We start from the raw sequence: 24,797 nt of genomic DNA, 5'->3' as shown, positions 1-24,797 counted from the left end.
CTCGTAGTAGCGCTTTAGCGCTAAAGCGCTATTACAAACAAGTTATGATTTTTCTTACTCACCTACTAAAATGTGAATTCAATTCAGCTTAAGACTATAAAGGTTGGTTGACAGCTTTCAAGAACTTAGATTGAGATAAAATTTGTGGTCATTTCAAGCTCCAATTTACTAAGGTGCGTACTGTTCTGTTTGGTTAAGCTGAATTGTTCGCTATGGAGTAAACTTGTTATTTTCAAGACCTTTGAGTGCTGAGGAAGTTTGTTTCTGCTCGAATAATATCGCTAATCGAAATCATTCCAACCAGTTTACCTTCGTCTGTCACTGGTAAGCGAGAAAGATTATGTTTTTCAAGTTTATAAAGCACATCATTGAGAGTCTCCATTGAACCTATAGTCACAGGCTGTGTCGTCATAATTTCCTGTACTAGCGTTTTCCCTGTATAGCTAGAACCGTTACCATCATCTAATTGTTGATACAATTTGAGCAAGTCTGTTTGGGTAACAACTCCTACTAATAGCTCGCCATCGAGGACTGGCATGGCGTGACGACGTGAGCGAGCAAAGGCTTTAACAGCTTCATTAATTGTCTGACTAACTTTCAGGGTTTCAAGGGGACGATGGGGCATTACATGAGCTACTCGTAAGGTGTGTAAAGGATCGCTTTGGATAAGTTCTTTCTGTAGTAAGATTCCATTCATTTCCTGAAGCCGATCGTAGAGCGATCCGCTATCTATGGTCTCTGAAACTAAATAAGCGACGGCAGAACTGATCATTAGAGGTAATACTAAATTGAAGTCTCTGGTAATTTCAAATATGATAATGACCGCCGTAATTGGTGCTTTGTAAATCACACAAAACAGCGCTCCCATACCAGTTAGTGCATATGTTGTAGGTGTTCCAACACCAAGCAGATGTACTTGTCCAAACCCTACTAAGTCACCAAGGGCAGCTCCTATAATCAGAGAAGGAGCAAATAATCCTCCCGGTGCTCCCGAACCCGCAGCAATAATAGTAAGGCTAAAATAGACCATTAGAGCGATCGCTATTGTTCGAGCATCTGTCCCCCCAGTAATCAAGAGTTCCCGTAAAGAAATGTGGGTACGAAATTCGCTACGAAATATAGAAATTGTCAGACCGCAAATTAGACCTGCTAGCCCCACTCGCCATGGAAGTGGTAAACGTAAAACATTTTGGTTAAAGGTGACGCTAGCGAGAATTCCTTTAGCAAATAAAACTCCCAGCACACCAGCCAAGATTCCTAAAAGTAGGTAAAAAGGAATTTCTCTTACTGAAAAACTGGTTTGGGAACTGGCAAGATTCAAATTTACAGCCAGACTTGGTTCGCCCCAAAGTCGGGAGACTACAGCACCGATAAAAGATGCGAGTAAAGTGGGACCAAGAGTAAAACCTGAAACATCATGTAACAGTTCTTCCACTGCAAACATAACTCCAGAAATAGGAGCATTGAAACCAGAGGCTAACCCAGCAGCAGCCCCTGCAGCAATCATCTGACGGCGATAGTCTGGAGAGGTGGGAATCCATTGACTTAATTGTGCTGCTAAAGCCGCTCCAATATATACCGTAGGTCCTTGTCGCCCCAAGGTTAGCCCAGAACCCAAGGCAATTGCATTACTTAAAAGCTTGACGAGCGCCGTCCGCCCGTTCAAGGGGATGAAAACACCACTCAGAGCAGCCTTGACCTGGGGGACACCACTACCAGCAGTTTCGGGAGCAAAGCGATTCACAAGCCAACCTGCTAGAACTCCCCCTACCAGCCCAAGCAGGGGAAGAAATAACCAAGGGGGGTATTTGAGTGCTAATTCAACTCGCCAGAGTCTTAGCCATCCCACCGCCAGTTTCAGTAAGGCAGCAGCTAACCCACAGGTTAAACCAATTAGACAAGCATCTAAAATAGCAGAGCTTTTTGGAGTCAGCAGTTTACCCCACCAGTACTTAAGAGAAGAGACGGGCTTCATACCGTTAGTCCCTCCCTGTTCATCAGGAGAATTGCTTATATTTTTTTTATGATGCGTAGTTTAGATTTTTTCGCCTCATATATTTAGTATGGCATATTGTCAAGTGATATCTGAAAAATATTTTTATTTAAAAATCGCTGAAAGTACTTATTTTTCGACTGATTAATCTATTCCCACCTTGTATGGTAAGTAAAGTTTTTCCTCTAAACTCCTTATCCGTAATAATTTAACCCCGGATAAAAAGTATGAAAAACTACCCTGTATATTCATTAAATCAGCATTTTTGCAGTCACCAAAAGAAATCATCCAGATTCACTCAAGTGAAGCACAAACTTTAAATTAAATCACAATAATGCAAAAGCTGTTTTGAATTGCAATTGACATCAATAAAAATGGATGTAAGTATAATTTAAAACTGCTTAGCAACTAAAAAATTTAATATAAAGTAATTAAAACTGCTTCTCATTTAGAAATTTTGATATAAAGTGATTAATTTACAAGTGAAGAAGTTAAACTGACAAACAAGTTAATTTAAGATCTCAATCTGTGCCATAACTGTCTAAACATCAGTGATAATGAAAGACTGGCAATTTCTCATACAGAAACAGGGCGAACACTCTTGGAATCCTCTGGAATCGGCAAAATTGCAGATTTCGGCAGGAAAGTACAGGCTGGTGGCTCGTTCCAATCTTGCCAATACGGATGTAGAAGTGCGAGTTACGCATTCATCTACATTGGAAATTCCACCGAAACGTCGCGTACAAAAACGAACTTGTCGTACTAGTGCAGATGGTTTAATGGCGGTGATTCCTTTCACCTTCTTTAAACCTGGTCTTTGGGAGATACAATGTTCTGGCGATTTGATGTCGGATATTCTCGGTCAATCTTGGCAATTTCGTATAGAGTTAGAAGTCTTACCTCAAGATATAGATACAAAAGTTGATAATTCCTCTGCTCCACAAATATCTGCAAGCGATCAGTCAGCAACCATAACCCAGAATTCTGACGAACAAATCCACAGTAAGAAAATACTCAATGCTGTAAAACACGCCAAAAAATCTCTTTTAGTTCCTACTTCTACTTCAGTACATGCTTCATCTAAACAAGTAGATCGAGATTTGGGTGAGACGAACTTAAACTCGTCCATAGTTGATGAGAATAAAATTTCTACAAAAGAAAATAATATAAAAGAAAATACTATATTAGATAAGCAGACAGATGTTGTTCGTGATGCTGAGACATTATTAGTTAGCAAAGAAAAAACGACAGAAAAACAAAACTATCTAAATACTCAAGAGGTACAAGATCTAAACACCTCCGATCGCAATGAGATAGCAGAAAATATTTCCAGTGATGATGACGATTTATCTTCTACAGCGTTAGCGATTGTACCGCAAAATAGTTTCGCAGTAAATGAGTTTGAATTAGAAACAGAAGGTTATACGATTATTGATGCACCTGTAAGCCCGGTTTGGCTTAAGAGTGATTCGGTAGAACATATTTTACAAAATTTAATAGATTTAGCTTTACCAACTGAGGATTATTTACTTACTCCCGAGCTAGAAATTGATGATTCTGTAGATTTAACTCCAACATTACCGCTACAGTTAACTTTAGTCCAAGAAAACTATATTGTTAATTGGGGAGAATATCTCACTATTGAAGGAAAAGTTCAGTTAAAGGAAACTAATACTTCAAATTGTGGCGAAGATTATTATGGTGAAAATTTAAAAGCTGCTGAAGGCTCTGATTTGGAGAGTATTACTGGAGGAGAAATTAAAATTGAATTGCGATCGCCATTGAATGGAGAATTACTACACGAAGTCAAGCAATCTTTACCAAAAAAAGTATTACCATTTGATATTGCTTGTTCAATTAAAATTCCGTCTGAGTGCGAATCAAAACTAATTTTGGCTAGCATTAGTTTATCTGGGATGTTGGGAGCAATAGAAGAAGTAGTTATTGGAGAAGCCGAACTTTTAGCTACTCAACCTTTTACTGTTACAGCTAATATTACAGAATTATTAGCGGTTGCAAATTCAACTCAACGTAAGGAACTTGCTTCTACTGAAGCACCAGTTTTACAACTAGCAGCTGCTGATGAGAATAAAGCTTCTGATTCAGATTCCCCCAATCTCAATTTAGAACTTTTAAATCTGGTTAAATCGATTCAACCCTCAAATTCAGAATTTGAGAATTCGGAATTAATATCTAATTCAGTTTCTACAAATTCAGTTTCTACAAGTTCTCCATCTAAGATAAAATCTGCACCAAAATCGATATCCTATCGTATTTCTCAACAACCAAAGTTGACCAATTCACCACAGGATTTGATTTACTCTACCAGTTCAGAACATTCTTTAGATTGTACCGAAATCAAGAGCACGACTTTTCCTTTTTTAAGACGTCTTCCAGTTTTGGTTAATGAAGAAGAACTTGTAAATCAAGATTGCGATCGCGATTTTGATTCTACTGATTTAACTTTAGATCATTTGAAGTACGAAAGTTTTGATGAACCTTTAAACGATCCATCTTTACAAATTGGACAGACTGAAACAGTTCAAGAAACCAATCGACTTCAAGAAACCAAACAAGTTCAGGAAAATGAAATTGATGACAAACATTTTCCTTTATCTGCATCAAACTTTGATAATTTAGCTGAAAAGTCAGAATTAGAAATCACTTCAGATCAAGAAAAAACCAGTAATCTTTCCTCAGAAATAACTTTATCTGAGATTTTATCTAATTTTACAGAAACTACTACAGAAAATATTTCTGCAGAGAATTTACACACTTCTCCTTTAATTCGTCAATGGATGGAAAGTCACGGACATATTCCACCCCAACCCGTGGATAACTTATCTCAAGGGGAAAACACCGAAATATTTTCGACTATTGAAATCGATTTTCAGACGAGCGAACATAATTCCATCGAAGCACCTAAAGCTGCAGATAATAAGAGTGAAGAAACAGCACCTACTTCTTCCCAATCAGTTTCTTCCCAGTCTGTTTTTTCTAATTCACATGATCTGCAAACCGAGTCTTCTCCTCACATCTTACAATTAGCAGCATCATATGCTCAAAGTAAAGTTGAATCAACTTTCCTTGCAAAAGAAATTGTTGTAGATGACATTGAACCGGTTGAAGCGGAAAATAAACCCAACACCCAATCTCATCCCCTATTACAACCGTCTATAGCACCAGGAATTTCTCTGGGAGAAATCTCATTTGTTGAAACACTACCTACACCAAAGCTACAAATACCCCAAGGAGAACTAATATCTGGTACCTCAATTAGGGTAAGGGTACAACTTCCTGAGGTTGAGGAGCAGGTTGCAGTCAAACTATGGTTAGAAGATTGTCAAACACGTTCTTTACTATCAGGTCCTCACCTAATAACGAATTTACTTTCCCATCCAACAAAAGGATTGGAAGGTATCACTTTACTACATATACCATTTGGTTGTTTGAAAATTCGCATTGAGGCGATCGCAATAGATTTACTTACCCAGCAGGAAAGTCATAAATTCTCAATTCTCAGAGAGGTAATTCCTCCAAATTTACCCAAAATCCGATTGGATGAAGTAATGCAAATATAGTAATTGTTAATTGGTAATGGGTAATTGGTATCTCCTTACTCATTACTCATTACTCATTACTCATTACTCATTACTTATTACTCATTACTTCTTACTTGCGCATAGCGCTCAATATGTTAAAAATCTGAAATAATTTCCAAAACTTCACAAAATTTGGAGTAAGCTCCTTTTAGGTATCACAGTCTAATTTAAAAGGAAAACTTACTATGGCAGCATCCTTTTTGCCTTCTATTTTAGTTCCCCTAACTGGTCTTGTGTTCTCTGCTGCTGGTATGGCTTATATGTTACTTTACATGGAAAGTGACGATATTTCCTAAGCTAATAAGCAAGTAGTTGAACATTCTGTAATTATGTTAGGTTTCAACTTCTAATTCTATTGTTGCGATCGCCTAGGATGACTTCCTGGTAGAGTATCGTTTTTGTTTTAGATTTTTGCAATCTAACATTTTTAGAGACGCTGAAACCCAGCGTCTCTAACTTGTATATATTCCAGCAAAAAATTATTGAATTATAGAAATATTTTTGATATTAAAATATTTTTCACGTTAAGTGTACGGTGGTTACTAACCAATATCCCAAACAAGTAATTGATAAATCATTGCGGTTAACTAGTAACTGTAAAGAAAAACCTGGAATGATTTAAAAACTGAAAATCCCCCAAAGAAGTGGGGGAGCTTCAACACCGTCTATCCAAAAGAGACAGACGGTTTACAATAACAGTTTTTAAACATTCGTGCTTAAAAATCAGTCTAAATAATATATAGGCTTTGACTTATACCGAAGAACCAACTCCAGCATAAGCTCCATAAAAGAAAATGCCTAAAACAGTAATTACGCCTAACCCTGCGACCGTAGCTACGATCCAAAGGGGTATTCTGCCACCTCCAGACACTTTTTTCTCCTCCCTATATTAAAAGTCAACACTGAGTAAATTACTCACAACCAAGATTGAATCAGTGGCTGGAGTTTCCTGTCTCAGGAAAAGCCAAATTATACACATTACCAAAATGCGCCACTAGTCAGGTGGTAAGTGACTCATTTTCCCTTTCTGGTTTTGCAACCTTTATCAGCTTTAAAGCCGAACCCAGGATTGTTGCCCTGCAATACAGGGGCAGTATTAATTATTGAAGACAGTTATTTTCGTCGCGAATTCCTTGAGGGAAGAACGCGTCGTTTAGTACACCTATTGTACCTTGCCTTGGTTTTGTTATCTGATAAATCACACAGATAAACACGACAAAGTGGCAAATTTGGTTGAATAATTACCAGCTTTGTTCTGTTAAATAAATATTGAATATCAACAGTTATTTCAATTAGTTAAAGAAGTAACTGGAAAACAGAATACCCAGAACAAACACTAGTAAAAGACCCAAGAAAAGAGAGGTCCGGTTTAGTTCTACTGGTACATTATTAGGATTGCTATTTCTATCCATTGAATTCTCCTAGCGTTGAATAAACTGCATTGCTGCAATTGCACCTAAAAAGAATACGGTTGGCACGCCTAGGGTGTGAACAGCAAGCCATCTAACCGTAAAAATGGGGTATTGTTGTACTGGTTGATTAATGTTATTTCCGCTAGTCATAGTAAAAGCTACTTATTACTTAATAAATTCGTCAACTCGTTTTTTCGCATCAAAGCGATTATCAAGAATAGGCACCTGTTCTTGACGTGCTTGGGTAAAATATTCATCTGGACGAGGTGTACCAAATGCATCATAAGCCAAGCCGGTGCTTACAAATAACCAACCTGCAATAAATAATGCTGGTATGGTGATACTATGAATTACCCAGTAACGAACACTGGTAATGATGTCGGAAAATGGCCGTTCGCCAGTAGTACCTGACATGAGGATTTCTACCTTTATTTATTATTGATGATGTGTTTATTATCCTACAAAGTTTAGAAAGTGTTACAAGTCGCAACGATTTTCTCAGAAAATTAGGGGGATAAATTTGAATTCAGGAGTCGTAGAGACGTAGCACGCTACGTCTGTATAGAAGTCAGGAGTCAGAATATGACTGATGGTTATGTAATACCTACGCTACTCTTATCCTAGCCGTTAACAGACACCCTAATGTAAAAATCAGAAGTTAGCAGATTTGAATTGCAAACAGCTGTGCTATTTTTGACTTTATTCAGAATCTGTAACTAATTCTTTTTCTCAGAATCGAAATTCCAGAATTAATAAAATTCCAGAATTAATTTTGTAAAATTAAGCCTCATCTGCTTCAGATGGAGCGACTTCTGATATGTCTGGGTTGTATTTGAGTAAGTAACCGCCGCGATCGCCAATTACAAAGCCTTGTTTCTCAGATAAGAAAACCACTTTGAAAAAATTAGTGGGTACTTCTTCTACAAATCTATCTTTTTCCCAGGTTTGTCCGCCATCAGTACTGCGGAGTAAATTAGCACTACCACCACTGAGCCAAACTTCATCAGAAGTTCTGTAAGCTACATCTAATAATCCCCAACTAGTGGAAAATTCTGGATATATTGGTTCTTGCCATTCTTCGGGATTATTTGGTTCGCTAAACTGAATTTGACCGCCACGGGCAAGCATCCACATTTGATTATCCCCTGTAAAACCCATATTTTCTACTTTCCGGGAACTGTTTCGATTGTGGGGTTGCCAAGTCTGCTGTCCGGGTTCCCAAGTAGAATAGAAGTTTCCTTTAGCTGAAACTGCAACGTATCTACCATCTGGGGAACGTTCCATATTTCTTACAATACCTACAGCACCTTCTACCTTTGCTTTCCAATTTTTACCACCGTTATCAGTTTGATAAATTGCACCAACGTCGGTAGCCATTTCAGCAGTGTTTTCAGCTAAAGCCACGATATTAACTGGAGTTCCAGGTAATTTTTCACTTAAAATAACTTGCGACCAGGAGCGACCTTCATCAGTGGTGTGTAGCATCAAAGCAGGTTCGCCGACAATCCAACCTTCTTGACCATTAAAACTAATGGAATTGAAACGGTAGTTCTCATCGCCTAATTCCAAATTAATTTCTTTCCAGCTACTACCGCCATCTTGAGTTTCTAAAATAGTTGAATTTGCTCCTACCAAGTAGCCATGCTCTGAATTTTGAGTAAAAGCAATATCTAGTATTTTCTCTTCTGTGGGTAAGGCAACTACATCCCATGGATTGTAGGCGATAGATTCTACTTTAGAACAACCCGCACATAAAAGAATAACCAAGAAGAATCCGAATAGTTGTTGCCAAATTTTCTGCTGCCAAATTTTCATTGTACAAATGCTTTTGTATTGATTAGTTTTTCTAAAATTCTCTTAAGAGATAGGGACTTTTCGACAACTGAAAAGTAATATCCTGGAATGCTATACAGTTCCCATATTTTTTGCAGGATTAAATTCGCAGGATTGAATTCGTAGGATTAAATTCGCAGGATTAAAATTTCCCTCATCCAGTAACAAGTTCATTAAAGGCAGACTAGTGTTAGCCTTTGCCATTTTGGTAATGACATAGAACTTTACTTAAAGACAGTATTGTTGTAAGGTGTAGCCGAACAATTGCGACTAAATATCGACTAAATATCAATTCTTCTGTCCTATTATTTTCTTTGCGATCTCATTAGTTTTGATTAAATTACTGCCGCTCAACTTTTGATGGCAGCGAATATTAATTTAAACCATACAAACTGAGAAAGAACAAGAAACCAAGACCCAAAGCACCAAAAATCAAGATATTTTTTTGTCCTGGGGTTAATTGATTGACACCAAAGCCATAGCCAAGATTTTCTTTAAAGCCTGAAGCTTGACCTTCTGGTCCAACATTGGTAAAAGCTTTCTTTGGAGCAGCACATACCGGACAACGCCATTTTAAGGGCAGATCTTCGAAAGAAGTTTCTGGTGAAATATCATTTTTGTCGTCTCCCTTGAGGGGTTCGTAAATGTAACCGCAAGCACGACATTCATACCGGTCTAAGGCGTTTTCAACAGCTTGTTCGCTCATGGTTCCATGTAAAATTTACAACTTGCAAAAAAAATATTAAATATACGTTACAAATTATGACATAAATATTAGTTCTATATATCACTTATAAAACTAATCAAATATCCATCCGGCAGGTTTTCCAGCATTCAATAAAGATGGAGCATATATAATGTGAAAGAACGTAACAAAGTTATTCTATTTATTCCGATCCTTATTCTTTAGAAGCTTATTGTGTTTGTCCTCAGCGGTTACGAGTACCTCCTAGGCTTTTTAATTATCTGTAGCCTAGTACCAGCTTTAGCTTTATCAGCTTCCAAGCTCCTGCGACCCAGCAGTCGCAATCCAGAAAGACGTACTACTTATGAATCCGGGATGGAACCCATTGGGGGTGCCTGGATTCAGTTCAACATTCGCTATTACATGTTTGCCTTAGTGTTTGTTGTCTTTGATGTGGAAACTGTATTTCTATATCCTTGGGCAGTTGCCTTCCACCGTTTGGGACTGTTGGCATTTATTGAAGCATTAATTTTTATTGCAATTCTTGTAGTTGCCTTAGTTTATGCATGGCGTAAAGGAGCTTTGGAATGGTCTTAGAAACTAATTCGAAACAAGACATCATTAATCCGATTGAGCGTCCTCAAGTAACCCAACAACTGTCAGAAAACATCATTCTGACAACCGTTGACGATTTGTACAACTGGGCAAGACTTTCTAGTTTGTGGCCCCTTTTATTTGGGACTGCTTGCTGCTTTATTGAGTTTGCAGCTTTAATTGGTTCGCGATTTGATTTTGACCGCTTTGGATTGATTCCCCGTTCTAGCCCCCGTCAAGCAGATTTGATTATTACGGCGGGAACAATCACCATGAAAATGGCACCCCAATTGGTGCGACTTTACGAACAAATGCCAGAACCCAAGTATGTGATTGCTATGGGTGCTTGTACTATTACTGGTGGAATGTTCAGCGTTGACTCTCCTACTGCCGTACGTGGTGTTGATAAATTAATTCCGGTAGATGTTTATCTACCCGGTTGTCCTCCACGTCCAGAAGCGATTGTTGACGCAATTATCAAACTAAGGAAAAAGATTGCAGATAATTCAATGCAGGAGCGGGGCTTAGTCAAGCAAACTCACCGCTACTACAGCACCACTCACAGCATGAGGCCTGTAGAACAAATTCTAACTGGTAAATATTTGCAATCTGGTACTCGCGAAACTCCACCGCAACAATTAACAGAAGCGATGGGAATGCCAGTACCCCCTGCTTTGATGACTTCTAAATCTCAGAAGGAGGTAAATCCAGGTGGCTGAAGAATCTAAACCAGCAGCAGAACAGGAAGCATCCTTAGTAGAAGCAGGTAAAGTATCTCAGTGGTTAACCAACAATGGTTTTGAAGACCATGAATCTTTAGAAGCTGACCATGAAGGGGTGGAGATAATTAAGGTTGAGCCGGATGTATTGCTACCAATTGCAACGGCTTTATATGCCTACGGATTTAATTATCTCCAGTGTCAGTCTGGAATTGACTTGGGTCCAGGTAAAGAACTGGTAAGCATGTATCACTTGATTAAAGTAAGTGATAATGCAGACCGTCCAGAAGAAGTACGCGTTAAAGTCTTTTTACCTAGGGAGAATCCTAGAGTACCTTCGGTTTACTGGATTTGGAAAACCGTAGATTGGCAAGAACGCGAATCCTATGATATGTACGGCATAGTTTACGAAGGACATCCAAATCTGAAGCGGATCTTAATGCCAGAAGATTGGATTGGTTATCCTTTGCGTAAAGATTACGTGTCGCCTGATTTTTATGAATTGCAGGACGCTCATTAGAACTGATATTTCTTTCATAAAAGTAGGCAACCGAATAATTTTTCACAAATTGTAGAGACGTAGCATTGCTACGTCTCTATGATGTTTTTGGGATTATTAAGTGCATAAAATACGAATCTGTCTGCGCTTATAATTATTCAAACGGGACAAAATCTTGTAAAACTTAAGATAGACCACCCTGTAAAACACTTACTTAGTTGAGACTTGTAAAGCAAAGCAAAATTTTACTCTATGCTTCCTGTTCTTGCTTGCGTTTTAAGGTAGAAACAGTTCCAAATACACCAATTCCTAACAAACCTAACATTGAAGTGGGCTCAGGTATTGACCTTTTGGGTGTTTCTTCTTCTTCCCTGTAGTAAACGCTGATGTGGGATACATCTTTAATATTTTTACCTTTGAAATTAAATGCAGCTTTTTCAAAAGGTGACTCCCAAGTACCAGAATTTATTCCATCATCAAGTTGATAACCTACAAGCTGTGTTCCTCGTCCAGATTTGAACACAAGCATGACGTCATCCCAGGTGTTTTGAATTACATTTGATATGTCCCAACTGCCTGATTGTCCGCCAGATGTACCGTTGTAACCACTGTTACTACCAATTTTGCCACCAAACATCCAGTCAGTATTGCCGAAAAAGCCTGCTTCATTAACTGTGAGGGGTTTATTGGGACTTACAAAATCCTGGCTGAAATCGTTGCTAATGTCACAATTAGAAGCGCCTGTGACATTATCTGAAATGTCATAACTACCGGTGCTACAAGATCTAAAGCCTGCTGCACTAGCTGGTGCTGAAATTACTCCAAATCCTAAGACTGTTGTTGCTGTTACTGCTGCTAACTTATGAAATAGTTTCATGGTCGTGATGTCTTTATTAAATTTCAGATTGATAATTTTTCGCCTATGTCTCAGTGATAATTGAGGATTCATCATAGGTGCAAGAGATAAATCAATACTTAAACCAAAGCTTTAAAAACTAGAATTTCCAAATAAAGACACCGAGCGATAATCATCAAGTAAGTATTATTTTTTTGTTACAAAAATCACTAATTACGTGATATTGCTTAGACTAGTTAAAGTGAAGACTTTTATTAGAAGTATGTAGCCGTGTTTTTGATTAGGCTAAAAATCTTTATTAAGGTAGAATCTTGAGAATATTATTTCGACTTAGCTTTTATGCATTAATTTTTTGGATTTTCTGACAAAAAAAAATTTGTTCGCGTATCTCATGAGTCGCGAACATCAGTTATCATTAAAATTAATTATACTTAGATACTATTTATATCAGTCCAAATGAACTTTGTAGTCACGTATCCACAATCGTGCTTAAGTTCTATTCTTCTGCTTTTTCTTCTTGAGATTCTGGGGAAGTTTCTTCAGTTTCTGGAGTAGTTTCAGGCTCAGACTCAGCAGAAGCTTCTATCTCCTCCTTCTCTTTAGGTTTGGGTGGCTTGGGAGGACGAGCTAAAGCAGGATTTACGTACTGTTTTTCTTCGTCCTTGAAGGAAGATTTTCTGCCCTTACCTTTGGAGTTTTTACGATTTCCTCGTCGTTCCCGAGTTGGATTGGAACGCTCACCTGTGGGAGTGGGATTGGAATTCCCAGAATTATCATCAGTCTTTAATTTTGGCTGACGATCGGACTTTTTGATTGGGCGTTCTACCATTTTTAATTTATATTAATTTGTTTTTATGATACACACCTTTGATGATAACAGAAACCCTAATCAAGACATTGCAATGGAACTTTTCTGCCATTAGCAGTTTCCAGATCGTAGAGGTAGTTGCTGGTAATAATTTGTCATTAAGTCTTTGGTTGTATTTATACCAATTTCAAAAAACACTGCTACACATCAACTTTTTGAGCAACTCTTTGAATCTGTTTCCTGTCTTGGTACGCATTCCCACCCTGCGGTGTGGCTACCTACGCCGGACGCAACTTGTGTTGTTGCGGGGTTCTCCCGAAGGGAGACGCTTTGCTAACGCACCACTGTTCCGTTCCCTGTTCCCTTTCTTTTTGGCGTGCCTACGGCGAACATAAGAGAAGTGTACCAATCTTAAAGGAAACTGGTATTATTATCTTCAACTTTCCACAAATTAAGCTATCACCTAAAGCATCCAAAGCCAAAATAAATCTTTGTTTTGTACAACTGATCCTCAAAAGACTGGCGACTGATTAAAAAGATCCCTGCAGGGGTTCTATTAACATGAGAAATATAGTTACAATTACTTCTTTTAAGATTAGGGAGCTGATATACTAACCCCGCAAAGAGTCTACTTAAAAAACTGTTTTTTATCTTTTTAAATATTACGATTTTGATTAATTCACTGATGCTCTAGGGTGCTGAGCAAAAGGGATATAAAATGGAAAATTGGTATAAATTAGATGCTACGGAAGTATTGCAACGACTAGGTAGTAATGCATCAACTGGATTAAGCGCAAGCGAAGCCAGTCGTCGTTTACAGGAGAATGGTTTTAATGAATTGATTGAACCAGGGGTCAAAAAACCTTGGCAAATTTTATGGAACCAACTCACTGAAACTCTGGTAATTATACTGCTGGTTGCTGCAGCGATCTCGGTTTTTTTGGGGGACTACAAAGATGGTTTAGGAATTATCGCCATTGTTGTCCTGATTGCTTGCTTGGGTTTCACTCAAGAGTACCGAGCACAAAGAGCGATCGCCAACCTGAAAAAGTTAGCAATACCAACGGTCAAGGTACGACGCAGTGGTATCCCCAGAGGGGATCGGCAAAGCGAACATATAGAGAAAATTTCCGCCCGCTATTTAGTACCGGGGGATATAGTGCAACTGGAAGCGGAAGATATTGTACCAGCAGACTGTCGCATTATCGAAAGTTTAGGCTTGCGAACTCAAGAAGCCGCTCTGACGGGTGCAGCAGCGCCAGTAGACAAAGACCCAGAAACACTCACAGGGGAAGTGGTACTGGGAGAACGGTGCAACATGGCTTATATGGGTACGGTGGTCACCTATGGTCAGGGTCAAGGGGTGGTGACAGAAACCGGGATGAATACTGAATTGGGTCGCATCAGCAAGATGATGCAGACGGTGGAACCAGAACCAACGCCCCTACAACAGCGACTGGATGAATTAGGAAGGGGTTTAGCAATTGCTTGCTTAGGGATTGTGGTCATTTTCCTCATGCTGGGATTACTGCGAGGGGAAAATACAAAACTGATGTTCCTGACTGCCTTAACTCTTTTGGTGGCGGCTTTACCGGAAGGATTACCCGCAGTGGTGAGCATAGCCTTAACTCTGGGAGCAAAGCAAATGCTCAAACGGCAGGTATTAATCCGCAACCTACCAGCAGTGGAAACTTTGGGTTCGGTGACCAGGATTTGCTCAGGGAAAACTGGTACTCTCACCGTAAACCGAATGACAGTTACCGTGTTAGATGTGGCTGGTCATCAATTAGATTTAACTGCTAATTTGCGCTTACCATCATCTTTTTTAGACCCCAGCCAAGAACAACCATTTCTACTCAGTCAACCACCAGCTCTCGCTCTATTACTGGCTATTGGTACCCTGTGCAATCACGCCCGCTTAGAGCCTGATACCGATGAGCCACGTTATTTCCGGGCGGTGGGAGACCCCACTGATGGAGCATTGGTAATGGCGGCGGCTCGCCAAGGACTATGGAAGGCAGATTTGGAATCAGCTCTTCCCCGTACTGGTGAAGTGCCTTTCGATGCTAGGCGACAGCGGATGACTACTGTTCATAAATTTCCCCCAGCACTCGATAACGTCCCTTGTGCCCTAGAAACACTGTGGCACTGGAATCGGACAAGGGGAGAAGCCACTATGGTTGCTTTCACCAAGGGTAGGGTAGAAAGCTTGTTACAAGTTTGTCATCAGGTTTGGGTAGAGGGAGGGGCAAAAACACTGGATGGTAATTGCCGGGAAAGAATTATCGTTGCCCATCACCACCTGATACAAAAGGGACTAAGAGTAGTGGGTATCGCCTTGCGACTGTTGCCATCACATCCTACCGTCCCTTGGGAGGAATTAGAACAAGACTTGACCTTCGTCGGCTTGGTGGGTATGACAGACCCAGCTCGACCGGAAGCAAGAAACGCTATTTTAACTTGCAAAGCAGCTGGTATTCGCCCAATCATGGTCACTGGTGACCATCCCCTAACTGCTTGGCACCTGGCTCGGGAGTTAGATATTGCAAATGAACATCCAGTCCTCACGAATGCAGATTTATCCCGCCTGTCTGTTGAGAAATTAGCAAAACTCGTAAAAGAGGTATCGGTTTATGCCCGGGTAAACCCAGAAAATAAGCTTGACATTGTGCGTATACAGCAAAAGCAAGGGCAAATAGTTGCGATGACAGGGGATGGAATGAATGATGCACCTGCTCTGAAAGCAGCTAATATTGGCGTGGTGATGGGGAATAGCGGTACTGACGTCGCTAAAAATGCTGCAGATATGGTGCTACTAGATGACAATTTTGCCACTATTGTTGCTGCAGTGAAACAAGGACGGGTAATTTACGATAATATCCGCAAGTTTATTAAGTACCTTTTGAGCAGTAATGTTGGCGAACTCTGGGTAATGCTGTTGGCTCCTTTTTTGGGTATGCCATTGCCATTATTGCCACTACAAATTCTCTGGATTAACCTGACTACAGATGGTTTACCGGCATTGGCTTTAGGGGTGGAACCACCAGAGCGCGATATCATGAAGCGTCCGCCCTACCGTGCAAACGAGAGTATCTTTAGTCGGGGTATGGGTAGGGATATTATTTGGATTGGATTACTGTTGGGGATGGTATCTATAGGCACTGGTTATTGGTACTGGTATCAGGGTAATCCTAACTGGCAAACCATGCTCTTTACTACTCTTACCCTTTCCCAGATGGGTAACGCTTTAGCAATTCGTTCCCAACACGACTCACTGTTTAAAGTGGGTTTGTTGTCCAATAAGCTGCTGTTAGCTGCAGTCCTTTCGACCTTGCTGTTGCAAATGGCAGCGATTTATCTTCCTTTTTTGCAGGAGTTATTTGCAACTGTACCCCTATCTTCTCTCGATTTGCTGATCAGTTTAGGGATGAGCACAGTTGTCCTGTGGGGTGTGGAATTGCAAAAGTGGTTGCTTCGTCGCAGAAATTCAATAGCAATTCAGCATCGTCTGAAGCTTAGAAGATATAGGAATTTGAGTAATTCTAATCTCTATGGGCAAGAACAGAAAAACTTTTCTGAACATCAGTCAAGAGATTTTGTCAAACCAAAATAGAGGGGAAAGGAGCGATGCAAAAGACCTTAGAGTTACGCTGGTTTGTCAAAGGAATGCCCCCAGAAACTGTAAAAAACTGGTTTAAGTTCCAATGTCCAGGCGAACTCCTTCCAGAAATCGAAGTTAGGAAAGACTGGTATTTTTACGGTCATATTGAGAATCATAATCAACTTCAATTATTTGGTTGTCATTTGACAAGAGATGAAGAATTTAACCTTAAATTACGTCAGGGAAATCTCGAACTCAAACTACAACAGCAAGAACTAGGATCTCATCATTTCGGTAACATAGATGGTCGGGCTATATGGGAAGGAAATGTTGAAGAATGGTGCAAATGGACAGAGGAAGATTTAGATCGTCAATCAATGCTCAACTCTACGAGTGTAATTACTAAAAATTATGGGATTTATGTACACAAAGAACGTCAACAGCGGCAAATTCACGATGTAAAGAGCGAATTAACTTTAATTACAATAGAGGATTCTTTGTGGTGGAGTATTGCTTTTGAGAGTATCAAGGATGGCAATAATAGACAACAAAATCGTGATTTTAATTGTGCTATTGATCGAGCTAGTCAGACTTACTGCGGACCCAAGCTATCAACCAATAACTCTTTTAGCTATAGTCGCTGGTTACTACAGTTTGAAAGGCAATTAATACAAACATTCAGCTAAGGTAGTTCTAATTCACAATACATAGAGGCTTAGCAAAAACAAGTTTTCTCGTAATTTGTGACTGAAATGCGAGCATATCGATAAAGATTCTTATTCGCTCTAAACTAGGTTATGGATAGGTTATATGAAGATTATAAAAAGGTTGTATGTCAATTGATTAATAGTTTTCCCTGTTGATTTTCCATCACAAAAATTTAACAAGATGAGAAAGGATAAGTGAATTCACTGTTTTGTTGTCTAAAATAAGTTTGCTGTTGGTTTTTATAATAGACATCTCCGGAAAAGAATGTAGAGACGTACCAGAGGCTAACGCCGACGCCGCAGGCTCTGTCGCGTCTCCTAAAAAACTTGTGCTCGAAAGCTTATAAAATCGTACTTTTTGATTTTGTCAGCGTAAGTTTCTTTTATGTTTTGTGGAGGGGAAAACCCAACCCCTCCTCAATCGCTCTAAAGTGTTATCGCTCTTCCATCACTCTGGAGAAGTAAAAATCTCAGACAATTTTTTAACCTCAAACAGGGACTGGTTTTGGAGCTTTATTTTCTAACACTATCAATAAAATAATCGCTTTTGGCTAATAGTCTTATACAGTAAGGATTTCATTTTTTACTCTGATGAGAGTGACAGAAGAGGGTTATATCAAGTCCGAATAATTAGTTACGATATAAAATATTTAAAGCTTTTATATTTCAATATTTCAGCCTCAATTTAATCGTAAGTATTCAAGCGGACATGATATTGTTTGTTTCAAAAAAACTCTTAAACAGAACTGTATTGTCCGCTGATTATAATGGAAGTGGAAATATTATAAGAAAAGTAGTCCAAGACGGCTTTTGTGGAGGAGATACAGGGGGTTGTAGTTGTTAGCATAACGTGGTGTTTAGCCATATTTTGACTTTTAACTTTTAACTTTTGACTTCCCCTTATGGGGCGTTTTTAATTGCATCCAGCCAATTGCTAGCAATCGGCATTCGCCAACCAGTACCAAAGGCGCGATCGGTGATTTTCAACCCTGGAGGTGCTTGTCGGCGTTTAAATTCTGCTCGAGCAACCAATTGCACAACTCGATCTACAACCACCTGCTCGTGACCTGCAGCAATAATTTCCCCTGTTGATTGATGTTTATTTACTAGTCGCTCCAAAATATCATCCAATATTTCGTAAGCAGGTAAAGAATCTTGGTCTACTTGATCCGGTTTAAGCTCAGCGCTAGGTGCTTTAGTAATAATATTTGTTGGGATAATTTCCTTTGGTGGTCTTTTGTAGGTAGTTTTTTGAGTATTTACTTTTTGAGTATTTATATTTTGAGTGTTTATTTTTTGAGTGTTCAACCAATTGCAAAGGGAATAAACCCGAGTTTTGGGAACATCAGCAATTACAGCCAAACCACCATTCATATCACCGTAAAGAGTACAGTAACCAACCGCCATTTCCGACTTATTACCAGTAGACAACAGCAAATAACCAAACTTATTGGCGATCGCCATTAATAAATTTCCCCGAATCCGGGATTGAATATTTTCTTCCGTTAAACCAAACTCTGTACCAGCAAATAGTTCAGCAAAGGTGCGATCGTAACCTTGCATTAAATCCCCAATCGGTAAAGTGGTACTATTAATGCCAAGATTTTCTACCAATGCTAAAGCATCATTAACCGAATGGTCAGAACTGTAAGGTGAAGGCATTAAAACACCCAAAACATTTTCACGACCCAAAGCTTCAGCTGCAACTGCTGCAACTAGCGCCGAGTCTATCCCTCCACTCAAACCAAGCACAGCCTTAGAAAAACCACACTTACGAGCGTAATCCCGCACTCCCAAAACTAAAGCTTGCCAAATTTCTTCATCTTTGCAACTATATTCAGGTTCAATTCTAGTCGGTTGCAAATCTTTTGCTGCTTCATTAAATTCAACTACGACTAAATCAGTACCAAAGCCACGAGCGCGACAAGTAACTTCACCCTGACGGTTTAAAGCAAAACTTCTACCATCAAAAATCAAATCATCATTACTACCAACTTGATTTGCATAGATAATTGGTAGCTCAAACCGCTGAGCGCTATGCTTTAACATAGTTTCTCGAAAACCCTGTTTGCCAAGAGTATAGGGAGAAGCCGATAAATTTACCACTAAATCCACTCCGAGAATTGATAAATCAGCCCAAGGATTTATTTTGTAATGGCGTTTCCCCCAAAACTCCTCATCATTCCATAGGTCTTCACAGATGGTGACACCAATATTCAGACCATCTAAAGTAAAATAATTTGCCTGTAAACCCGGTTCAAAATAGCGGTGTTCGTCGAACACATCATAGGTAGGTAACAGTCGCTTATGAAAGATTTTTTGGATATTACCTGCTTCTAATAAAGCAATACTATTAAATAAAGTTTTCCCACCATTACTTGCTGCATTAGTATTTTCAGTTACCGTACCCACCAAAACAGCAATATTTGGGGGAACTTCCGCAGCTAACTTTTGCAAACTTGTGTGAGTAGACTCAACAAAACTAGGGTTTAATAATAAATCTCGAGGAGGATAGCCGCATAAAGATAACTCCGGCGTTAGCAACAACCGCGCATCAGCAGTTGTTGCTTTCTGTGCAGCATGGAGAATCTTATCAGCATTTCCCTGTAAATCTCCAATAATCGGATTAATTTGAGCGATCGCAATTTTCATTATCAGTTTCTATATAGGGGACTAGGGATTGGGGATTAGGGATTGGGGATTAGGGATTGGGGATTAGGGAAGTATGAGTTTTGTAGGGTGTGTTAGGCGTAGCCGTAACGCACCGCTTGTCAGTTTTATAGGGTATGTTAGGTAGGTAGGTGTAGCTGTAACGCACCGCGAGCGCTCACCGCATAATTAAATTACCCCAATCGCCAGTCCCCACATGACGCTGTCGCGTCACGCTTTGCTAACGCCAGTTCCCAACACCTCAAATAAACACCAAAGGCTTATCTTTAAAAGGTGCAAAAGCATCAGCATCAAATTGATATAAACTAGCCGGACGTCCAGCACCACGGGATACTTTAACCCCGGTATCATATAAAAAACCTAACTTTAGTAGGCGAGCGCGGAAATTAGAATAATCAGAGAAATTTTCCCCTAAAACAGTGGTATACAACTGATATAAATCATTTAAAGTAAACATTTTCGGTAAAACATCAAAAGCTACCGGAGAATACTCCAACTTATTTCGCAAACGACAATTTCCGTAATTCAAAACTTCATTATGGTCAAAAGCAAGTTTTGGTACATCTTTAACCGGATACCAAGCCACACCTTTGACACCATCAGTAATTAATTGTGCGTCCTCAAATCTTACCAAAGCAAAATAACTTACCGAAAGATAACGCACCCCATAACTATCGCAAGCTTCCCTTGGATCGCGCTTCGGTCCACCAAAGGTATACAATTGTTCTAAATAAAGATTATTAACTCGTATTTTTTCTGCCATAATCCGATAGGCAGCATCCTCAAGAGACTCGCCTTGACGTACTAAAGTCCCTGGAAGACTCCAATAATTTGCAAATGGCTCTTGTTGCCGCATTACTAATAGAACCAGTAATCGGTTCTCAGTAATATCCACAGAAAAGATGACATTATCAACACCGACCTTAAAATCAGCCAGAGATTGTTGATCTATTGCACTTGTAGGTTTTCGTTGCTGTTGTCCTGGCATTCGTATAAATGCTCAATGAGAATATATGCAGCGACAGATGGCGTCAGGTTTTCTAAATTACCATTTTTACGGTAATCTGTGGAGGATACATCTGGGCCAGTTAGATTAGCGATCGCAATTTCTCCGCCAATATTTTGTATTGCTTGCAAACTGCTTTGATTAATCGCATATCCAGGTCGCGGCACTACTAATAATTTTACTTGCTGTAATAACTTGCTCGCCTGATACCAGCGCGGTAATTGAGCAATCAAATCAGAACCAACAACTAAAGTAAATTCGGTTTCGTCTCCCCAACGTTCTCTGGCTTTTGCCAATGTTTCAATAGTTCTCAAGCTACTTAAATCTTGTTCTAAAGCAATGTTATTTGATGTTTTGAGATTTATTTTGAGATCGTTAATTAATGATTCCAACATCGCTGCACGATGGGACAAACTTGCTTGATGGGACTTAAAAGGATTATCAGCAGCCCAAACCGCAACACGATCATACTTAGAACACAACCAACTAAGAATTGCCTGATGTCCAGCAGTTGGCGGATCTGCACTCGTACCAAATAAAGCAATTTTCATGATTGGGGATTTGCGATTGGGGAAAGTGTGGGGAGTGTGGGGAGTGTGGGAGGATGGGGAAGACCAAATTACCAATTACTCATTACTCATTACTCATTACTCATTACTCATTACTCATTACTCATTACTCATTACTCATTACTCATTACTCATTACTCATTACTCATTACTCATTACTTATTTCTTCTGGTTTGTTCGCTTAACTGAATTAATGCTGGAGAAATTTCTACATTTACAGTTCCTGGTTCGTTCAATTTTCTAACTGATTCTGGCAAATTTTCAACAGATAAAGTAGTTCTTTCACGAATCTGGGCGATTGTTTCCGACTTTGCTACTCTCTGACCTGACTTCATTATTAATTTTAATAATGGTTCTTGTATTAAGCCTTGAGAAAGGATTTTAGATTCTCCAGAGGTATCTTCGGTCGCTAAACTCAAACAGTCGGCTTGTATTTTTCCTGCTGACAAATAACGAAAAATCTGTTTGCGTCCTGGATAAGTTAACTTACCGCTAGATTCTTTCATCACTGGAATACCATCAATCTCAACTAATTTATAAACTCCATTCACAGGTTCCCCAGTTACTAGCTTGGTTCCAATTCCGTAACCATCTATTTGAGCTCCTGCTGCTTTTAATCTAGCAATTTCCCACTCGTCGATGTCGCCACTAGCTAAAATTGGTACATTTCCAAGTAGCGATCGCACTTTTTGAGATAATTCCACTAAGTCTCCAGAATCTAACCTTACTCCACTTAATTCGATTTCTCCCGAGTTTACCCGAGCAGCCAAGCGCTCAGCTGCAGCAATAGTGTCGTAAGTATCAATTAATAGAGGCGCACCAGGAAAATAACGATGGAAAGCTGTAAACGCCTTATCCTCATCACCCTCCATTGCTGATAGCGCCATCACTAAAGCATGAGCCATCGTTCCACTGGGTTGAGTCCCCAATAATAACGCTGCTAATACATTGGACGTAGCATCAAAACCACCAGTAAGTGCAGCCCGTGCAGCCCATAATGCCCCTTGGGGGCTAAATGCTCGCCTGGTACCAAATTCCAATAATTTCGCTGATTTTCCCGCAATATCTCGCAATCTTGCGGCTCGCGTTGCAATTAATGTCTGGTAATTGATTGCATTTAATATATAAGTTTCAACTAATTGTGCTTGCCATAAAGGCGCTTCTACTCGCAATATCGGTTCGTTTGCAAATACAACCGTTCCTTCTGGTACAGCCCAAACATCACCACTAAAACCACCCGATGTTAACAACTGCCAAAATTCCTCGGGAGCTTTAGCAAAAATTCCTGTTGCTTGCAAAGCTTTGATTTGTCGATCGCTAAAGCGCAATTTTTCTAGATACTCCAAGACTTGCGCTAACCCCATAGCAATCAAATAACTAAAACCCTTGGGTAAGCGCCTGACAAATAACTCAAAACTTGCCTTTTTTTGTTCCACCCCTTCTCCGTGGTAGCAAGCAGCCATTGTCAATTGGTAAAGGTCGGTCAGCAAACTATAGTCGTTACTATTTATGGTTAATTCTTGATTCTCATAGCTTTGATTCTCATAATCTTGATTCTCATAATCTTGATTCTCATTATTTATTTTTTGCCGCTCGTATTCATACACACGGTCAAACTTTGCGACATCTTTCATTTAACCCTTACCCCTCATTTTTAACGGGTTATCCATTTATGGTAGTTTTCACTATAATTAATGTCAACTATTTTCTTGTACGTTTAGCAAGTACCCAGAAAGAACTGGTTATGGGCTATTTCGAACAAGCTAACAACTTAATTGATGATGTAGTATTTTTACTAGTAGTCTTTTTCATTTGTTTTGTTAGCGGATCCGTAAGGTGGCGCAGCTAGAGCCTGCGGCGTCGGCGGAGCCTAAGGGCGTGGCGTTAGCCATTGGCTTTGTTTTTCCACAAAAACCACGATAGACGCAACATTTTAACCTAGCGATTGGACAGGTCAAACTCCACGGGAGTATCGCATTGCTAGCCAAGCAGTTAAAAATTGTTCATCCTAATATATCCATTACTTGAGTTAACAGAAGTATGTTAAATTTGCAACTCAATTAGAAGACTTATACTAGCGGACAAAGTAAAGTATCTCAAACATATTTCAACAAGCATTGCTCTTGTTATCGATATGTTGAAAGTTTGAGACAAGTAAGGATTATTGATATTAAGTTAAAGACATATCTAAATTATAGATCTGTATCTAAAAAACAATCAGCGAATCACAAGTGTAGGGAGTCCGATACCGTAAATAATTCCTGACTATCAATAGGAAGCTTTATAAAAAACTCGCATTTATAGCTAAAACTATGAATTATAGCCAAAACTATAAAGCTTTTGCTTAAAAAGTTAATATCAACTTGCATTTTCATCCGTAATCATGAAGTAGAAAAATTTATTTGTAGTAATAAATAACCTCGGAAAAATTTTTTTCAGAGCAAGCTAAATCGAAAGCGCTACTACAAAGCCAAAGTAAAACTACATTTTTAAATGCAAATTGGTATCAGTTAATAAGTTCCTCTGAGAGAGGAATTAATAGAAAGGAATTGAAATGTCGTTCTGTTAAATGTGATTTTTCGGAACTCTAAAACCAAAAAAAACTAAACAGGCTTAAGGGTTGAACTAGTATTTTTTGGATACGCGGACTCTAAACATTGTTATTAGAGGAATGTGAACGGAGTTTTCAAGCTTAGTAGTGGGTTTTATGAAGCCCTTTACTCCGCACGATCGATAAACGCATTTTCCAAACTCTGGGAGAATAGAAAATGGTAATTTCCAAAATGTTCGCTAATGCAATGAAATACATTTCAGAAGCAGCAATGAGAATTTTCGCTCCAACAGATGATTCTTACCCCGTAATCGGAGTTCAACCATTCACAGGCGATCCATATAAACCAGGTTTAGCAAAGAATTGGTAATAAATCCTGGTAAATAAATAAAGTTTCATATGAGTCAATCACAACCATATCGGTGAAGAATTACACGTTCGATTCACCGATTTTTTTTATGGGTAATGGGTGATGGGTAATGAGCAATGAGTAATGAGTAATGAGTAATGAGTAATGAGTAATGAGTAATGAGTAATGAGTAATGAGTAATGGGTAATGGAAATTAACCAAATATTTAATTTAGGAATGTGGATTAAATATAGCGGTTTTCATTTGAATCAAATACATTTTCTAATTCCCAAATGTAGAGACGTAAAATTTTACGTCTCTACGAGGTGTACTACACTCAACC

Annotated in this window: 22 protein-coding genes; 9 read left to right on the top strand and 13 right to left on the bottom strand. The window is 39.2% G+C overall.

What is annotated here, in order from left to right; genetic code table 11:
• Positions 1-232: 232 nt before the first annotated feature.
• Positions 233-1,975: a chloride channel protein gene (locus QNJ50_RS20945; RefSeq protein WP_300638887.1), complete on the bottom strand. Its 1,743-nt coding sequence runs from the start codon at positions 1,973-1,975 to the stop codon at positions 233-235.
• 575 nt (positions 1,976-2,550) lie between these two features.
• On the opposite strand from QNJ50_RS20945, the gene QNJ50_RS20940 reads away from it, so the two are divergent.
• Both QNJ50_RS20940 and QNJ50_RS20935 read left to right on the top strand, forming a co-directional pair.
• On the top strand, positions 2,551-5,574 hold the full coding sequence (locus tag QNJ50_RS20940; protein ID WP_300638885.1) for a hypothetical protein: 3,024 nt from the start codon (positions 2,551-2,553) through the stop codon (positions 5,572-5,574).
• A 206-nt stretch (positions 5,575-5,780) separates the two neighbouring features.
• Positions 5,781-5,891, top strand: a complete 111-nt coding sequence (locus QNJ50_RS20935; protein WP_300638883.1) for a photosystem I reaction center subunit VIII — start codon at positions 5,781-5,783, stop codon at positions 5,889-5,891.
• Positions 5,892-6,346: 455 nt separating this feature from the next.
• On the opposite strand, the gene QNJ50_RS20930 is transcribed toward QNJ50_RS20935, so the two are convergent.
• From QNJ50_RS20930 to QNJ50_RS20905, 6 genes are all read right to left on the bottom strand, one after another.
• Positions 6,347-6,466: a photosystem II reaction center protein J gene (locus tag QNJ50_RS20930; protein WP_072207712.1), complete on the bottom strand. Its 120-nt coding sequence runs from the start codon at positions 6,464-6,466 to the stop codon at positions 6,347-6,349.
• A gap of 421 nt (positions 6,467-6,887) precedes the next feature.
• Positions 6,888-7,007, bottom strand: coding sequence for a photosystem II reaction center protein L (locus QNJ50_RS20925; RefSeq protein ID WP_072207713.1), 120 nt, complete (start codon positions 7,005-7,007; stop codon positions 6,888-6,890).
• Positions 7,008-7,016: 9 nt separating this feature from the next.
• Positions 7,017-7,157 carry a cytochrome b559 subunit beta gene (psbF, locus tag QNJ50_RS20920; protein WP_300638879.1) on the bottom strand — a complete coding sequence of 47 codons (141 nt, stop codon included), beginning with the start codon at positions 7,155-7,157 and terminating at the stop codon, positions 7,017-7,019.
• 15 nt (positions 7,158-7,172) lie between these two features.
• Positions 7,173-7,421, bottom strand: coding sequence for a cytochrome b559 subunit alpha (gene psbE / locus QNJ50_RS20915; RefSeq protein WP_300638877.1), 249 nt, complete (start codon positions 7,419-7,421; stop codon positions 7,173-7,175).
• Between the two features lie 366 nt (positions 7,422-7,787).
• Positions 7,788-8,822, bottom strand: coding sequence for a photosynthesis system II assembly factor Ycf48 (locus tag QNJ50_RS20910; RefSeq protein ID WP_300638876.1), 1,035 nt, complete (start codon positions 8,820-8,822; stop codon positions 7,788-7,790).
• A 391-nt stretch (positions 8,823-9,213) separates the two neighbouring features.
• Entirely contained in the window at positions 9,214-9,546 is a 333-nt protein-coding gene (locus QNJ50_RS20905; protein ID WP_300638875.1) for a rubredoxin, read from the bottom strand.
• 213 nt (positions 9,547-9,759) lie between these two features.
• On the opposite strand from QNJ50_RS20905, the gene ndhC reads away from it, so the two are divergent.
• From ndhC to QNJ50_RS20890, 3 genes are read left to right on the top strand one after another with little or no spacing between them, the layout of a single operon-like run.
• Entirely contained in the window at positions 9,760-10,122 is a 363-nt protein-coding gene (ndhC, locus tag QNJ50_RS20900) for a photosynthetic/respiratory NAD(P)H-quinone oxidoreductase subunit C (protein ID WP_096614526.1), read from the top strand.
• Positions 10,113-10,838, top strand: a complete 726-nt coding sequence (locus QNJ50_RS20895) for an NADH dehydrogenase subunit K (protein ID WP_300638872.1) — start codon at positions 10,113-10,115, stop codon at positions 10,836-10,838. Before ndhC ends, QNJ50_RS20895 begins: the two co-directional genes overlap by 10 nt.
• Entirely contained in the window at positions 10,831-11,358 is a 528-nt protein-coding gene (locus QNJ50_RS20890; protein ID WP_300638870.1) for an NAD(P)H-quinone oxidoreductase subunit J, read from the top strand. Before QNJ50_RS20895 ends, QNJ50_RS20890 begins: the two co-directional genes overlap by 8 nt.
• 229 nt (positions 11,359-11,587) lie before the next feature.
• Here the strand turns inward: QNJ50_RS20890 and QNJ50_RS20885 are convergent, their stop codons facing one another.
• Together QNJ50_RS20885 and QNJ50_RS20880 are read right to left on the bottom strand one after the other, a co-directional pair.
• Positions 11,588-12,214, bottom strand: coding sequence for a PEP-CTERM sorting domain-containing protein (locus tag QNJ50_RS20885; protein ID WP_300638868.1), 627 nt, complete (start codon positions 12,212-12,214; stop codon positions 11,588-11,590).
• Positions 12,215-12,689: 475 nt separating this feature from the next.
• Complete coding sequence (locus QNJ50_RS20880; RefSeq protein ID WP_300638866.1) at positions 12,690-13,022, bottom strand: hypothetical protein; 333 nt, start codon at positions 13,020-13,022, stop codon at positions 12,690-12,692.
• A gap of 41 nt (positions 13,023-13,063) precedes the next feature.
• Between QNJ50_RS20880 and QNJ50_RS20875 the strand changes: the two genes are divergently transcribed.
• The 3 genes from QNJ50_RS20875 (at position 13,064) to QNJ50_RS20865 (ending at position 17,288) form a co-directional block, all read left to right on the top strand.
• Positions 13,064-13,396 (top strand): hypothetical protein, encoded by a 333-nt coding sequence (locus tag QNJ50_RS20875; protein ID WP_300638864.1) that lies wholly within the window; start codon positions 13,064-13,066, stop codon positions 13,394-13,396.
• 323 nt (positions 13,397-13,719) lie between these two features.
• A complete protein-coding gene (locus QNJ50_RS20870; protein ID WP_300638862.1) occupies positions 13,720-16,614 on the top strand; it encodes a cation-translocating P-type ATPase in 2,895 nt (964 codons plus the stop codon).
• A 14-nt stretch (positions 16,615-16,628) separates the two neighbouring features.
• A complete protein-coding gene (locus tag QNJ50_RS20865) occupies positions 16,629-17,288 on the top strand; it encodes a hypothetical protein (RefSeq protein WP_300638860.1) in 660 nt (219 codons plus the stop codon).
• Between the two features lie 921 nt (positions 17,289-18,209).
• On the opposite strand, the gene QNJ50_RS20860 is transcribed toward QNJ50_RS20865, so the two are convergent.
• The 4 genes from QNJ50_RS20860 to QNJ50_RS20845 form a co-directional block, all read right to left on the bottom strand.
• The gene (locus tag QNJ50_RS20860) at positions 18,210-19,961 is read right to left on the bottom strand and encodes an NAD+ synthase (protein ID WP_300638858.1); all 1,752 of its coding nucleotides are present in this window, start codon (positions 19,959-19,961) and stop codon (positions 18,210-18,212) included.
• Positions 19,962-20,220: 259 nt separating this feature from the next.
• Complete coding sequence (locus QNJ50_RS20855; RefSeq protein WP_300638856.1) at positions 20,221-20,967, bottom strand: NUDIX domain-containing protein; 747 nt, start codon at positions 20,965-20,967, stop codon at positions 20,221-20,223.
• A complete protein-coding gene (locus QNJ50_RS20850; RefSeq protein ID WP_300638854.1) occupies positions 20,928-21,536 on the bottom strand; it encodes a nicotinate-nucleotide adenylyltransferase in 609 nt (202 codons plus the stop codon). The genes QNJ50_RS20855 and QNJ50_RS20850 overlap by 40 nt, the downstream gene beginning before the upstream one ends.
• Before the next feature lie 173 nt (positions 21,537-21,709).
• A complete protein-coding gene (locus tag QNJ50_RS20845; protein WP_300638852.1) occupies positions 21,710-23,188 on the bottom strand; it encodes a nicotinate phosphoribosyltransferase in 1,479 nt (492 codons plus the stop codon).
• 1,134 nt (positions 23,189-24,322) lie between these two features.
• Between QNJ50_RS20845 and QNJ50_RS20840 the strand changes: the two genes are divergently transcribed.
• Positions 24,323-24,475 (top strand): hypothetical protein, encoded by a 153-nt coding sequence (locus tag QNJ50_RS20840; protein ID WP_027845976.1) that lies wholly within the window; start codon positions 24,323-24,325, stop codon positions 24,473-24,475.
• Positions 24,476-24,797 lie beyond the last annotated feature (322 nt).

Source organism: Mastigocoleus sp. MO_188.B34 (assembly GCF_030065675.1).
GTDB lineage: Bacteria > Cyanobacteriota > Cyanobacteriia > Cyanobacteriales > Nostocaceae > Mastigocoleus.
The sequence above is the reverse complement of the archived record's forward strand: the minus strand, read 5'-3'. Positions and strand labels throughout refer to the sequence as shown.